Consider the following 13,547-nt stretch of genomic DNA (forward strand, 5'->3'; position numbering starts at 1 on the left):
TTTGCTATGCATTCCCGATCAGCACTCCAGCCGCAAACACCAGCGCGCCGCCCAGCACCACCTGGAAGGCGGCGCGCCAGAACGGCGTCTGCATGTAACGGTTCTGCACAAAGGCGATCGCCCACAGTTCGAAGAACACCACGACCGCAGCGACAATCGTCGCCGTCCAGAAAAATGGGATGAGGTAAGGCAGCGCGTGGCCGAGGCCACCCAGCGCCGTCATCACGCCTGTGGTGATGCCGCGTTTCACCGGCGAGCCGCGGCCCGACAGCTTGCCGTCGTCGGAGGCGACCTCTGTGAAGCCCATTGAGATGCCGGCGCCGATCGAGGCGGCAAGCCCGACCAGGAAGGTCTGGAACGTGTCGTGCGTGGCGAACGCAGCGGCGAAGATCGGCGCCAGCGTCGACACCGATCCGTCCATCAGCCCGGCCAGTCCCGGCTGCACATAGGTCAGGATGAACTGGCGCTGCTCGGCCGCTGCTTCTTCGGCCTTCACCGCGCCCGGCACATGCTTTTGCTCCAGCCGCTGCGCCAGCGTCTCGTGGCCCTGTTCGGCCACCGCCAGATTGTCGAGCAGCTTTCGCGTCGAGGCGTCGCTGGTGCGTTTCGCCGCTTCGACGTAGAACAGGTAGGCCTGACGCTCCATCGTTGCGGCCTGTTGGCGCACTTGTTCGATGCCGAGCGGCCGGACCAGCCAGTCGGGCTTGCGCTCGTAATAGCCCTTCACATGCTCGCGCCGGATCAGCGGAATGCGCTCGCCAAAACGCTCGCGGTGAAGCTCGATCAGCGAGTCGCGATGGCCGTCCTCCTCCTCCGCCATTTCCTCGAACACTTTGGCCGAATGCGGAAACCTATCCGCCAGCCCGTCGGCATAGGCGCGGTAGATACGCCCGTCATCCTCTTCGGAAGAGATGGCGAGCGCCAGGATCTCTTGCTCCGAGAGCGACTCGAAGGGACGGCGACCGAAACCGAAAACACGGGAAAGCATGAGAAATCCGCCCTAGTTTAGAATGATTCTAAACTAGGGTTTGGCGCACCGTTGGTCAATCGGGCTCGTAGCCGGAGGTTCAAATTTATGGCTGCGGGATCCTCCTCTGGCCTTCATTATTAGCGAATGTTCACCTATATAGATGGGCTTGAGCCAATAGAAAGGAATCCGGATGCCGGCAAAACAGCCCACCCATGCATTTGACCCGAAACCCGTTCTCGACCTGATCGCCAGCATAGAGGGGGACCTGCAGCGCCTGAAAGGCCTGATCGAGCAGCAGGTCGAAAAATTCGATCCGGCCAATCCGCACAACAAGGCCCCCGACGGCAAGCTGACCGAGGAGGGCGTCGAATGCTGCTACCGCCTGTTCGACGAGGGCAAGTCACGCTATTCGGTTGCCCAGCAGATGAAGATATCCTTTGCCGCCGCCACCCATCGCTTCAACACCTGGCGCAAGATGGGTGGCGCCAAACGGCAACGGACGCTTTTGGGGTGAGGAGCGGGCGGCGAAGCGCGCCACTCTCTGCTCGCAATCCACGAATTGTCTCGGTCACATTTTTCCAGTGGTGCGCGGCCTGGTTTTCCGTGCACCATGGGCGGTCTCATTCTGCAGGACCTCACCATGACCACCCCTCCCGGCATCGCCGATATCCACCGCGCAGCAACGCGATTGTCCGGCTTGATCGTCGAAACGCCGCTGATCGAATCGCCGGAGCTGAATAAGCGTTTCGGCGCCAGGATCCTGTTCAAGCCGGAGACGCTGCAGCGTACCGGCTCGTTCAAGTTCCGCGGCGCCTACAACAAACTGTCGTCGCTCAGCGATGAGCAGCGCAGCCGCGGCGTCGTCGCCTTCTCGTCGGGCAACCATGCGCAAGGCGTAGCCGCGTCGGCGGCGATGTACGGCGTCAAGGCGGTTATCGCCATGCCCACCGATGCGCCGGCGATGAAGGTCGGCAATGTCAGGAAAATGGGCGCCGAAGTGGTTCCGTTCGACCGGTTTCGCGACGATCGCATGGCGATGGTTCGCCCGTACATGGAACGGGGCATGGTCCTGGTCCCGCCATTCGACGATCCGGCCATCATCGCTGGCCAGGGAACGATTGGCCTCGAGCTGATGGCACAGGCGAAAGCGCTCGGGGTGAGCCTCGACGCCGTCGTCATTCCCTGCGGCGGCGGCGGCCTGAGCAGCGGCATCTCCATTGCAGTCAAGGACGCCTCGCCGGGCACGGCCGTCTGGGCCGTGGAACCCGAGCATTTCGACGACACCTGTCGGTCACTGGCCAGAGGCGCCCGGGTTCCGATCGAACCCGGCCACACGTCGATTTGCGACGCGCTCCTAACCACCGAGCCGGGCGCGATCACCTTCGAGATCAACCGCAGGAATCTCGCCGGCGGCATTGCCGTTTCCGACCAGGCCGCCGCACAGGCGATGCGCGACGCCATGGCCCATCTCAAGCTGGTGGTCGAGCCCGGCGGCTGCGTCGGGCTGGCCGCGCTGTCATCGGGCGAGATCAAGCTATCAGGCAAATGCGTCGCCGTGGTGCTGTCCGGCGGCAATGTCGATTTCAGCACCTATGCGGAGATCATGGCGGCGGCATAGGGTGGCAAGCGGTTCCGGCTTCGCTCCGATGCCAAGTGTCAAAGCTCCTGCGCGTCCAGTCGACCATTCAAGGACTGACATGCAATGAAGCTGTACTTCAGCCGCAATCCCAATCCCCGCCTCGCGGTCGCGGTGGCACGCTATCTCAACGCGAAGGTCGAGTTTGAATTCGCTTCCCCCTTCGCTCCCGGGCAGGCTGAGCGATATCGCCCGCTAAATCCAAATCTTTCATTGCCCATACTCGTAGGCTTGGGAAAGAGCCTCTGGGAGGCCGATGCCATAGCCTGCCGGCTTTCACGCGACGCGCATTCGGATCTCTGGCGCACCGGCGACGACGAACCCGAGATGATCCGATGGCTCAGTTGGGGCAAAGAGAACTTCGCGAGAGCTTGCGACGTCGTGCACTTCGAACGCGGGACCAAACAGCGGTATGGGCTCGGCCCGATCGATCAGGACCGGGTTGAGGAGGGGCTGAGAGACTTCCGCACGGCCGCTGCTACACTTGAGGCCGAGCTTTCCGAGCGAGAATGGCTGGTCGAGAATTCGGTTTCCTATGCCGACTTTCGAATGGCGACGTTTCTGCCCTTCAACGATGTCGCCGGATTGCCGCTCGATGATTATCCTTCTGTCAGCCGCTGGTATCGTCAGTTTGAAGAAATCCACGCCTGGCGCAATCCTTTCCAAGGACTGGATGCGCCTGAATTGCCGCCGGTCCCGGGAAGCCGGCATGAACCTCGATCCGAATGATCATGCCTATCGGCACAACCCAATGCGCTTTCAAAGGGTACTGCTTCACGCTATCCGCCAAGGCGAGACTCCGCCCTTTTTCAGTTGATCAAAACGGGAAAACAACGCTAACTGGCTCCCGCGAGGGACCATGCTGACAGTTGATGAAGTGGGAGCAATCCCGTTGTTTTCGGGTTTGCCGCCGCGCGAGCTCGAGCGGCTGGCGCGGACAGCGGCTGACCTCCATCTCAGCCCCGGAGAGTTCGCGGTTCACGAGGGCGGAGAGGCCGCGCTGTTTGCTGTTGTCGCCGGCAGGATCGAAGTCGTAAAGACCTTCGACGGCGTCGAGCGGACGCTCGGCTGGCGGCTGCCGGGAACGATCTTCGGTGAGGTGCCGATTGCCCTGGGCTCCGGTTTTCCGGGCGGGTATCGCGCCGCCGAACCGTCCCGCGTGATGCGGATCGAGGTTCAGCAGTACTATTCCGTCGCGGCGGTTTCAAAGGACGTGGCCCAGAAAGTCAGCGCGCTTGCCCGCGAGCGGATGGGCGGGCTGCAGAGCGTCACTGCCGAGCCGCAGAAGCCGCGGGTGACATTGGTCGGCCATCGCTGGGACACGGCGTGCGGTGATCTGCGCCGATTTCTGACCCGCAACCAGATTTCATTCACCTGGCTGTTGCCCGACACATCCGATGCCGAGGCTTTCTGGTCTGCCCTGGGCAGGCCGGCTCTCGATGGTCCCGTTGCCCGGCTGGCGGACGGAGAGATCATGGAAAATCCCGTCGTGCGCGATCTTGCAATACGCCTGGGGCTGCAGACGCGCCCGCGCGGCGCCGAGTACGATGTCGCGATTATTGGCGGCGGGCCGGCCGGCCTTGCCGCGGCGGTCTACGGCGCATCCGAGGGGCTGCGCACCATCGTCGTCGAGCGCGAGGCGCCTGGCGGACAGGCGGGGACATCGTCGCGGATCGAGAACTATCTCGGCTTTCCCAGCGGAATCTCCGGCGACGAACTGGCCAGTCGCGCGCTGCAGCAGGCGAGGCGGCTGGGCGCCGAAATCCTTGTCACCCGCTCCGTCGCCGGCATCGATCCGGCGACGCACCAGCTGTTTCTCGACGGCACCGATGCCGTGCGGGCGCGCAGCCTCATTCTTGCGACCGGCGTGACATGGCGTCGTCTCGCCATCGACGGGTTCGACCGGCTTATCGGCAAGGGCGTCTATTATGGAGCCGCGCGCAGCGAGGCAAGCACCACCCATGGACTGGATGTCTTCCTGATCGGCGCCGGCAACTCGGCCGGCCAGGCAGCACTGCATTTTTCGGGCCATGCGCGCAGCGTGACACTGCTCGTGCGAGGCCCGTCGCTTGCAGACAGTATGTCTCACTACCTGATCGAGCAGCTCAGGGCGAAATCGAACGTAAAAGTGCAGCTTCGATCCGAAGTCCAGGCCGTGCACGGCGAGACTCACCTGACGGCGATCGACATTCTCGACAAGGCCGGCAACGAGGTGACCCGGCACGATTGCGGCGGGCTGTTCGTTTTCATTGGCGCCAACGCAGAGACCGAGTGGCTGCCGGCCGACGTCGTGCGCGATACCCGCGGATACGTGCTGACCGGGGACGATGTGAAGAAGGCCGGGGGCTGGTCGCACGACCGCGACCCCTATCTGCTCGAAACCAGCGCGCTCGGCGTTTTCGCATGCGGCGACGTACGCCTGAGCCCGATCAAGCGCGTCGCCTCAGCGGTCGGCGAGGGCAGCATGGCGATTGCGTTCGTCCACCAGTATCTGGCGAATGAAGAGAAGGCCAAACGCGGCCAAAGCTAGGAGAGTTGCATTAGTCCAGCGTGCGGCGGAACCGCACCAGCGCCACACCGGCAAACAGCGCCACGAACACGACGAGCCAGCCGATTTCGGTTGCGACCGCCGGCAGGTCGGCGCCCTTCAGCATCACCGCCCGGATGATGCGCAGGAAATGCGTCAGCGGCAGGATCTCGCCGAAGATCTGCGCCCAGCCGGGCATGCCGCGATAGGGGAACATGAAGCCCGACAACAGGATCGACGGCAGGAAGAAGAAGAAGGTGAGCTGCAGTGCCTGCATCTGCGTGCGCGCCATCGTCGAGATGGTGTAGCCGAGCAGCACCAGCGCCAGCACGAAGACCAGAACCGCCGTTAGCAGCAGCGACAACGACCCGGTGAAGGGAACCCCGAACAGCAGCTTGGCCGCCGCCAGCACCACCACCACTTGCACGGCGCCGACCACCAGATAGGGCAGCACCTTGCCCAGCATGATTTCGAGCGGGCTGGACGGCATCGCCAGAAGGTTTTCCATTGTGCCGCGCTCGGTCTCGCGCGTCAGCGCGATCGAAGTCATCATCACCATCGTCATCTGCAGGATGACGCCGAGCAGGCCGGGCACGATGTTGTATTGCGAGATGCCTTCCGGATTGTAGCGTCGGTGCACAACGACTTCGAGTTGGCCTCGGGCAGCTTCGGCGGCCGTCTCCTGCATGCCGCGCGCCCTGAGCAGCGCCTGGTTGGCGACGGTGCCGAGGGTCGAAATGGCGCCGCTGGCGACGGCCGGGTCGGTAGCATCAGCCTCGATCAGGATTTGCGGCTGGTCGCCGCGCTCGACTCGCCGGGCAAAATCGGCGGGAATGGTGACGACAAAGGCGACGTCGCCACGCGCCATCAGGAATTCCGCCTCGGCGGCACTTTGCGCGAAATGGTCGAAGCGGTAGTAGCCGGTGGTCTGCAACGCCGAAACCATGGCCCGTGTGTAAGGATCGCTGCTCATCGCCACCAGGGCCGCCGGCAGGCTCTTCGGATCGTTGTTGATGGCATAGCCAAACAGCACCAGCTGCATCAGCGGCACGCCCAGCATCATGGCGAAGGTGATGCGGTCGCGCCGCATCTGGATGAACTCCTTGATCAGCAACGCACCGAGTCTGGCGAAGGAAAAGACGCTGTTTATCCCGTTTTTCATCCCATATTGTCCTTCGAGCCGGACATGAACTGGATGAACACATCCTCCAGGCTGGTCTCGCCCGGCGTCACCGTGACGCCCTTGTGCTCCTTCTCGACATCGGCGAGGGCTGCCTGAAGCGCCGTCTTGTCGGAACCAACGACATGCAGCGTCGCGCCGAACGGCGCCACCTGGTCGACGCCGGACCGCCCGCTGAGTGCGGCAGCGACCTGGTCGAGCCGCGGACCCTGCACGACGAAGGTCGTCAGCCCGGCATTCCTGACCACCTCGTCGACCGTGCCGGTGGCCAGCATCCTGCCGTAGGAGATGTAGCCGATGCGGTGGCAGCGCTCGGCCTCGTCCATGTAGTGGGTGGAGACCAGCACGGTCAGCCCGCCGCTGGCCAGCCGATGGATCTCGTCCCAGAATTCACGCCTGGCTTTCGGATCGACGCCCGCCGTCGGCTCGTCGAGCAGCAGCAATCTCGGCTTGTGCATGATGCAGGCGGCCAATGCCAGCCGCTGCTTCCAGCCACCGGACAGCGTGCCGGCCAATTGGTCCTTGCGCGAGGTGAGGCCAAGATCCCCCAGCGTCCTAGCCACATGCTCGTTGAGCGGCTTCAACCCATAGAGCCGCGCCACGAATTCAAGGTTCTCGGCGATGGTCAGATCCTCGTAGAACGAGAATTTCTGCGTCATATAGCCGACTTCGCGCTTGATCCTCAGGCTGTCGGTGCGGATGTCGAAGCCGAGCACCGTGCCTTCGCCCTCATCCGGCGTCAGCAGGCCGCACATGATGCGGATGGTCGTCGTCTTGCCCGAGCCGTTGGGGCCGAGAAAGCCGACGATCTCGCCCTCGGCCACCGTCATCGTCACATGGTCGACGACGGTCTTGTCACCAAAACGCTTGACCAGGCCGTGGACGTCGATGACGTTCATTTGCCGATATCCGCCAGTTCGACATCGACGATCTGCCCCGGTTGCAGCGCGCCGGCGTCGCCCTCCGGCCGCGCCTCGACCAGATAGACCAGCTTCTGCCGGGTTTCGAGCGAGTAGATCACCGGCGGCGTGAATTCCGGGTCCGGCGACACGTAGCTGACGCGAGCCTTCACGTCCGGCCCGCAGCCGTCGCAATGGACGTTGAGCAGCGTGCCGACTGCTACCGATGAGAATGCGGTTTCCGGCACATAGACGCTGAGCTTCACCGCGCCGTCCGGCAGAATCGAAATGACCGGCGCGGTCGGCCCGGCGGTGTCGCCGGGATAGCGGATCACATCGTTGATGCGGCCGGACGAAGGCGCCGCCAGCTCACGCTTCGACAGCCGCCACCGCGCTTGCTCCAGCGCCGATTGCGCCTGCCTGACCTGATTGTCGGCGGCCTTGATCGTCTCGGGCCGCGCCGGCAGGCCGCCGACCGCAAGATTGGCTTCCGCCTGGCCGAGCTGCGCGTTGGCAATTTCCAGCGTCGCGGAAGCCGTATCATAATCGGCCTGGGTGCCGGTGCCGCGTTTGAACAAATCGCTGGCGCGGTTGTATCTGCGTTTGGCGTCGGCGGCTTGCGCCTTGGACATGTCGACCTGCGCCTTGAGCACCTCAATCTCTTCGGGCCGCTTGCCGACCTGCAGGTCGGCAAGTTGCGCCTGGGCCTGTGCAAGGGCCGCGTCGGCTTGCGCGACGGCTATTTTTGCGTCGGCGCTTTCCAGCGTCACCACTGGCGTGCCCGGCGCGACGCGGTCGCCGCGCTTGACCGAAATCGTCTCGACCTGCGCCACCTCGATCGGCGCGAGCAGCACATAGTCGCCCTCGACATAGCCGACGGCGAGCGGCGCCGCCGGTGCGCAGGCGCTGAAAAGCAGGGCGGCGAGCGGCAGAGAGCAGAGGAAACTCATGACCTACCATCCTTCCGGTCGGTTAAATGACGCCGAGCCAAAATCGCGCCGAGATTATCCGTCACTGCCGCCGCGATCTTGGCGGCCTCGGCGTCGCCGATCGCGCGCCAGCCCATGCGGCGCATCACCGCCTCGCGGCCGATGCGGAAATAGACGACCTGGCCGATCAGCGTGAACACGGTCAGTCGGGTAGCCTCGCTTTCGGCCGGCTCGCCCGTCGCCTGCTCCCAGATCAGGCAGAGCCGGCGATGCGTCGGCTCGAACACGCCGTTATAGATGCGGTCGAGTGCCGCCGTCGGATGCGACAACTCACGCAGGACGAACTGCACGATCTCGCCGGCCTCCGGCCTTGCCACGATGAAAGCCACCATCCGCTCCAGCGCGGTGAACAGTTGTGCCCGCGCCGCTTCGGGGTCGTCCGTTTCTGAGTCGCCCGCTTCTGAGTCGCTTGGCCCTTGCAGATTGCCGATTGCTTGGCCGGCAATGGTCTGGATGGTGTCGACGATGTAGTCGGCCGCAGCGTTGCGAAGCCCTTCCTTGCCGCCGAAATGATAGGCGATCGAGCCGATATTGGCCCTGGCCTCAGACGCGATCTCGCGCGTCGAGGTGCCGTCGAAACCCTGGCGTCCGAACAGCTTCAGCGCTGCGCGAACAAGTGCCGCGCGCGTCATGTCGGCGGCGGATGCCTCGCGTCGCGGAATTTTGGAGTTTGCCGGTTTGCTCATGATCCACAATTTAATCAATCGAATGATTAAAGTCAAGCTTTGCCGATCTCCACCTTGCCATCTCCAGCCGCACGCGCTTTAGTGCGAAGCCATGGTCAAGGAAATCGAGCGCAAGTTCCTGGTCTCCGGCAATGGCTGGCGGGGTCTGGTCGAAGCGGACATCCGCATTCGCCAGTTCTATCTCGTTGCCGCGCCCGACCGCTCGGTCCGCGTGCGCATCAGCGACGGCGCCTCGGCAAAGCTGACGCTCAAATTCGGCAGCAAGGCCCGCGAACGCGACGAATTCGAATATCCAATTGCTCTGGCGGAGGCGGAAGAGATGCTGGCCTTCGCCATCGGACGTGTCATCGAGAAGACACGTCACCATGTTAGGCACCGCGGCCATCTCTATGAAGTCGATGTCTTCGGCGGGATGCTTAGCGGTCTGGTGGTCGCCGAGCTTGAGACGCCGCAGGACGTGCAGGACGAAATGCTGCCAGATTGGCTCGGCCGCGAAGTCACCGGCGAGCACAGGTTCTACAACGCGTCGCTCGCCCTCGAGGGGATTCCGGAGATCGCCGCATGAGCTATCGCATCGATCCGCGCCTGCCGTTGACTGGCGAGGTCAGGCGCATCCTCGCTGAGGAAATAGGCAAGGCGCTCGTCCATCTGGACGTGGCGCATGACAGGCCGGAGCAGGCGCTGCACAAATGCCGCAGGCGGCTGAAGAAGGTGCGTGCCTTGCTGCGCCTGGTCCGTCCCGGGAACGAGACATTTTGCAGTACCGAGAATCACTGCTACCGAGAGGTGGCTGCCCTGCTTGCCGAACCGCGCGAGGCGACCGCGCTGGTTGAAACCATCGACCGACTGGCAAAAAACTTTCCCGAGCAAAGCGCTGGCGGCGGTCTCGATGTCGTTCGCGACACGCTGGTGGCGCGCCAGCACGAATTGCATGGTGGAGCTGGCCTCGGCGCCGCGATAGCTGCCGCGACTGCCGCTTGCGAGGACGGCATCAGCCGCATCGATACGCTGGCCTTGCCCGACCAGCCCGAACAAGCCGCCGACGTGCTTGCCGAAGGCGCCCGCATCACTCTGCGTCGCGCCAGAAAGGCGCTGGACAAGGCAGGCTCCCGCGGTGAGGCCGACGATTTCCACGATCTGCGCAAGGCGGCAAAGACTCACGGCCTGCATCTGTCGCTGCTTGGAAGGCTGTGGCCGACGCCGATCAAGGCCCGGCGCAAGGCGGTCGACGAACTCGGCGAAAAGCTGGGCGAACTGCATGATGTGTTCGTCTTGCGCACGCTTCTCGATGCCGGTGACCGGCCGCTCGGCTCTCCTCAGGAAACGCGGCTGCTGAGCAAGCTGTTGAAGCGTTCGGAGAAAAGCCTGAAAAAGACCTGTCTTGCGGCGGCAGCCGATCTGTTCGGCGATGGGCCCAGGCGCTCGACAAAAAAACTCGCGCGCAAGGCGCGCGATGATCTGGCCGCTGCGCCGCACGAAGACGCCAGCGCGCCCGGCGCCGCTGCCTGACGCGGTGCTTGCGTCGGTATCGTCCGACATCGCTGACAATGATGGAGAGGCTTAGACCTCTCCAGGCGCGGCATTCTTCAACTGCGCCCGCGCGTCCCTGATCGAGGCGGCGTATGTCACCAGCGGCCGTTTGACGCCATGGTTGATCAGCATGCGGCGTGTCTGCGGCGAAGCGCCTGATATGATGAAGCGCACGCCGGCGCGCCTTGCCTTGTGGGCAGCGCTCTCAATGACGTTGGCCGCCGTTGAATCGAAGAACGGCACGGCCGAGCAGTCGAGGATGAAGTTCTTGCGCTGGTCGGCGATGCGGTCCAGCACCGTGGCGACGGTCGAGGCGGCGCCGAAGAAGAAGGCGCCGGAAATCCGGTAGACGACGGTGTCGGCATCGCTGGCTTCGCTGGAATCGTATGCGCTGTCGGCGCCGGTTCTGTCGGCGACATCGTCCTGCACCAGTCCCTGGTCCGGCTCGACCGCAATGCTCTTGGCCATACGGTCGATGAACAGGATCGAGCCTAGCGCGAAGCCGACGACGATGCCTTCGGTGAGATCGCGGAAGATCACGATCAGGAATGTCGCCATCAGTACCAGCGCGTCGCCGCGCGAGGCACGCAGCAGCGTGGCAAAGGCCTGCTTCTCGAACATGTTCCAGCACACCACCGCCAGCACGCCGGCAAGGGCTGCAAGCGGGATGTAGCTGGCCAGCGGCGCCGCCACCAGCATCAGGGCAAGCAGGAGGGCCGAGTGGATCATGCCCGAAACCGGTCCATGCGCGCCGGCCCGCACATTGGTCGCCGTGCGGGCTATGGTGCCGGTGGTGCAGATACCGCCGAACAGGGCGGACGCGATGTTGGCAAAGCCTTGCGCCACGAGTTCGCAGTTGGAGCGGTGCCGCCTTCCTGTCATGCCGTCGGCGACCACCGCCGACAACAGCGATTCGATCGCGCCGAGCAGCGCAAAGGCTAAGGCGTCTGGCAGGACGTCGACTATCCTGTCAAAGCTGATCGGCGGAAAGGCCGGCATTTGCAGACTGCGCGGGATGCCGCCGAAGCGCGTGCCGATCGTTTCGGCAGGCAGCGAAAACAGCGCCACGACAAGCGACGCTAGACCAATGGCGATTAGCATGGCTGGCCATTTCGGCCGCCACCGCTTCATCAGGGCAATGGCGACGATGGTCAGTAGAGCGACGAAGGTGGCGGCGAGATTGATCGTTCCGGCCGCCTCGCCGATCGCCAACAGCTTCGGCACCAAAGGTCCAGGTTCTTTGCCGGCGAGCTTCAGCCCGAACAGCTCGACGATCTGGCCGGAGAAGATGATGATGGCGATGCCGGCGGTGAAGCCGACGGTCACCGGATAGGGAATGAATTTGATGTAGGTGCCAAGCCTGACGTAGCCGATGGCGAGCAGCAAGACGCTGGCCATTATCGTCGCCAGCAGCAAGCCGTCGACGCCGACCCGTGCCACCGTTGCCGCGATCAGCACGATAAAGGCGCCCGCCGGCCCGCCGATCTGGAAACGGCTGCCGCCCAGCGCCGAGACGAGGAAACCGCCAATGATGGAAGTGTAGAGCCCGCGCTCCGGGGACACGCCCGATCCGATCGCGATCGCCATCGACAGCGGCAGCGCCACGATGGCCACGGTCAGTCCGGCGATGGCATCGGCCTTGAAATGCTCTGATGTGTAGCCCTCGCGCAGCACCGTCACCAACTTCGGCGTGAACAGTTCGGAAAATGTCGGCTGCGCCGGTTGATGAATTGCCCGCCGGGCTCGATTCATGACTGCCTTCCGCTCCTGATGCATGCCGCCCAAAGTGGACAGCGGCCACGCAAAACCAAGCAGGCGGCGGGATCGTCGGCAGGACTGTCGGCGGTCGCCGTCGCGACTCTATTTCGGTTCAGCCTGGCGGTTTCTGCGGCACGACCGGCTTGAGGCGCACGCCCCTGCCGCCGCGCTCGCTGGCCTGGTTCTCGCCGATCAGCTCCACGCCGGCCTCGTCGAGGGCCTGGATGACCTTCATCAGCGTATCGACCACGCCCCTGACCACGCCGTCGCTCGCTTCCATGCGCTGAATGGTTGGAAGCGAAACCCCGGCGCGCTCGGCGAGCGTCTTTTGATCGATGCCGGCCAGCGCCCTTGCGGCGCGCATCTGCGCGGCAGTGATCATCGGCTAAAAACCCCCGTCTGAGTCTGCATTCCCATGTATAATACAATCATTATGATGGTTTAAGCATCATTATGCACATGTCAGACATACACGCCAGGCCGGTCGCGTCCTGGAGAGCCTGCGCGCCTGCTGGACCAGCACGCCCCCGCCCCCGCAACTTTCGAGGGAAATTGGCGCAGCGTCGTTCGGAACGGCCGGTTCAGGCGCCGGCGGTCTGCCCGCGCCATCGCTGGAACGCCCATGCGGCCAGCCAGCACAGCATCGCCCAGGCGAAGCCGGCGCACCAGCCGGCCAGCACGTCCGATGGCCAATGAACGCCGAGATAGACGCGGCTGATGCCGACCAGCAGTGTTGTCAGCACGGCAAGTGCCAGCACATAGATCCTGGTCGTCCGCCCAGGCAGGAAACGCGACGCCATGCTGCCCAGCGTCAAATATGTCACCGCCGACAGCATCGCATGGCCGCTTGGAAACGAAAGCGTCGCCACGTCGGCGAGATGCGAGACAAGGTCGGGGCGCGGCCGATCGATTCCGAGCTTCAGCGTGCTCGACAGGACCTGCCCGCCAGCCACCGCGACGAAGACCAGAAACGCTGCTCCCGGCTTGTGGATCAGCAGCAGATAGACGATCACCGCCGCTGTGATCAGCCCGAGCACGATGGCGCTGCCGAGGCTGGTGATGTCGCGCATCGCCCCTTCCAGCCACAGCGGTCCGATCGGATTGTCGGGCTGGCCCGCTTCACGGAAGGCGAGCATGATTTCCGTGTCGAAGGCGTGCGGCGTGGTGTCTCGCGCCACCTCCATCAACTCCTCGAACCCCCACAGTCCGCCGGCGATGACCAGTCCGGCCAGCAGCACCGGGAATTCGATCCAGTTGAGCAGCTTGCTTGCGTTATTCTTCATCGGCCCATCGTCCTACAGCGCCGCGCGTCCTTTTGGACGCGCAAAGGACGCTGTAGCACTTTAACTTTGGCGTATGATCCTTTCCGAAA

The 13,547-nt window shown here is 63.9% G+C and carries 14 protein-coding genes; 6 read left to right on the plus strand and 8 right to left on the minus strand.

The features are described from left to right. Positions 1 to 4: 4 nt before the first annotated feature. Positions 5 to 988: an iron exporter MbfA gene (gene mbfA / locus NMG80_RS08180; protein ID WP_254017648.1), complete on the minus strand. Its 984-nt coding sequence runs from the start codon at positions 986 to 988 to the stop codon at positions 5 to 7. Between the two features lie 172 nt (positions 989 to 1,160). Here mbfA and NMG80_RS08185 point away from each other — a divergent pair, with 172 nt between their 5' ends. The 4 genes from NMG80_RS08185 (at position 1,161) to NMG80_RS08200 (ending at position 5,136) form a co-directional block, all read left to right on the plus strand. Continuing rightward, a complete protein-coding gene (locus NMG80_RS08185; RefSeq protein ID WP_254017649.1) occupies positions 1,161 to 1,484 on the plus strand; it encodes a hypothetical protein in 324 nt (107 codons plus the stop codon). Positions 1,485 to 1,610: 126 nt separating this feature from the next. Then, entirely contained in the window at positions 1,611 to 2,588 is a 978-nt protein-coding gene (locus tag NMG80_RS08190) for a threonine/serine dehydratase family protein (RefSeq protein WP_254017650.1), read from the plus strand. Positions 2,589 to 2,672: 84 nt separating this feature from the next. Further along, positions 2,673 to 3,335, plus strand: a complete 663-nt coding sequence (locus NMG80_RS08195) for a glutathione S-transferase family protein (RefSeq protein WP_254017651.1) — start codon at positions 2,673 to 2,675, stop codon at positions 3,333 to 3,335. A 130-nt stretch (positions 3,336 to 3,465) separates the two neighbouring features. Beyond that, the gene (locus tag NMG80_RS08200; RefSeq protein ID WP_254017652.1) at positions 3,466 to 5,136 is read left to right on the plus strand and encodes an FAD-dependent oxidoreductase; all 1,671 of its coding nucleotides are present in this window, start codon (positions 3,466 to 3,468) and stop codon (positions 5,134 to 5,136) included. Positions 5,137 to 5,146: 10 nt separating this feature from the next. Here NMG80_RS08200 and NMG80_RS08205 read toward each other — a convergent pair whose 3' ends face one another. The 4 genes from NMG80_RS08205 to NMG80_RS08220 are packed head-to-tail and all read right to left on the minus strand — an operon-like array spanning position 5,147 to position 8,887. Continuing rightward, positions 5,147 to 6,283 (minus strand): ABC transporter permease, encoded by a 1,137-nt coding sequence (locus NMG80_RS08205; RefSeq protein WP_254017713.1) that lies wholly within the window; start codon positions 6,281 to 6,283, stop codon positions 5,147 to 5,149. Between the two features lie 8 nt (positions 6,284 to 6,291). Further along, complete coding sequence (locus tag NMG80_RS08210) at positions 6,292 to 7,212, minus strand: ABC transporter ATP-binding protein (RefSeq protein ID WP_254017653.1); 921 nt, start codon at positions 7,210 to 7,212, stop codon at positions 6,292 to 6,294. After that, a complete protein-coding gene (locus NMG80_RS08215) occupies positions 7,209 to 8,162 on the minus strand; it encodes an HlyD family secretion protein (RefSeq protein WP_254017654.1) in 954 nt (317 codons plus the stop codon). The genes NMG80_RS08210 and NMG80_RS08215 overlap by 4 nt, the downstream gene beginning before the upstream one ends. Next, positions 8,159 to 8,887 (minus strand): CerR family C-terminal domain-containing protein, encoded by a 729-nt coding sequence (locus tag NMG80_RS08220; protein ID WP_254017655.1) that lies wholly within the window; start codon positions 8,885 to 8,887, stop codon positions 8,159 to 8,161. The genes NMG80_RS08215 and NMG80_RS08220 overlap by 4 nt, the downstream gene beginning before the upstream one ends. A 91-nt stretch (positions 8,888 to 8,978) precedes the next feature. On the opposite strand from NMG80_RS08220, the gene NMG80_RS08225 reads away from it, so the two are divergent. Together NMG80_RS08225 and NMG80_RS08230 are read left to right on the plus strand one after the other, a co-directional pair. Continuing rightward, positions 8,979 to 9,452 (plus strand): CYTH domain-containing protein, encoded by a 474-nt coding sequence (locus NMG80_RS08225; RefSeq protein ID WP_254017656.1) that lies wholly within the window; start codon positions 8,979 to 8,981, stop codon positions 9,450 to 9,452. Next, positions 9,449 to 10,396: a CHAD domain-containing protein gene (locus NMG80_RS08230; RefSeq protein WP_254017657.1), complete on the plus strand. Its 948-nt coding sequence runs from the start codon at positions 9,449 to 9,451 to the stop codon at positions 10,394 to 10,396. The genes NMG80_RS08225 and NMG80_RS08230 overlap by 4 nt, the downstream gene beginning before the upstream one ends. 51 nt (positions 10,397 to 10,447) lie before the next feature. Here NMG80_RS08230 and NMG80_RS08235 read toward each other — a convergent pair whose 3' ends face one another. From NMG80_RS08235 to NMG80_RS08245, 3 genes are all read right to left on the minus strand, one after another. Then, complete coding sequence (locus NMG80_RS08235; protein WP_254017658.1) at positions 10,448 to 12,169, minus strand: SulP family inorganic anion transporter; 1,722 nt, start codon at positions 12,167 to 12,169, stop codon at positions 10,448 to 10,450. 118 nt (positions 12,170 to 12,287) lie between these two features. After that, a complete protein-coding gene (locus NMG80_RS08240) occupies positions 12,288 to 12,557 on the minus strand; it encodes a helix-turn-helix domain-containing protein (protein ID WP_254017659.1) in 270 nt (89 codons plus the stop codon). A 199-nt stretch (positions 12,558 to 12,756) separates the two neighbouring features. After that, positions 12,757 to 13,458, minus strand: a complete 702-nt coding sequence (locus NMG80_RS08245; protein ID WP_254017660.1) for a phosphatase PAP2 family protein — start codon at positions 13,456 to 13,458, stop codon at positions 12,757 to 12,759. Positions 13,459 to 13,547 lie beyond the last annotated feature (89 nt).

Source organism: Mesorhizobium escarrei (assembly GCF_935825525.1).
Lineage (GTDB): Bacteria > Pseudomonadota > Alphaproteobacteria > Rhizobiales > Rhizobiaceae > Mesorhizobium > Mesorhizobium escarrei.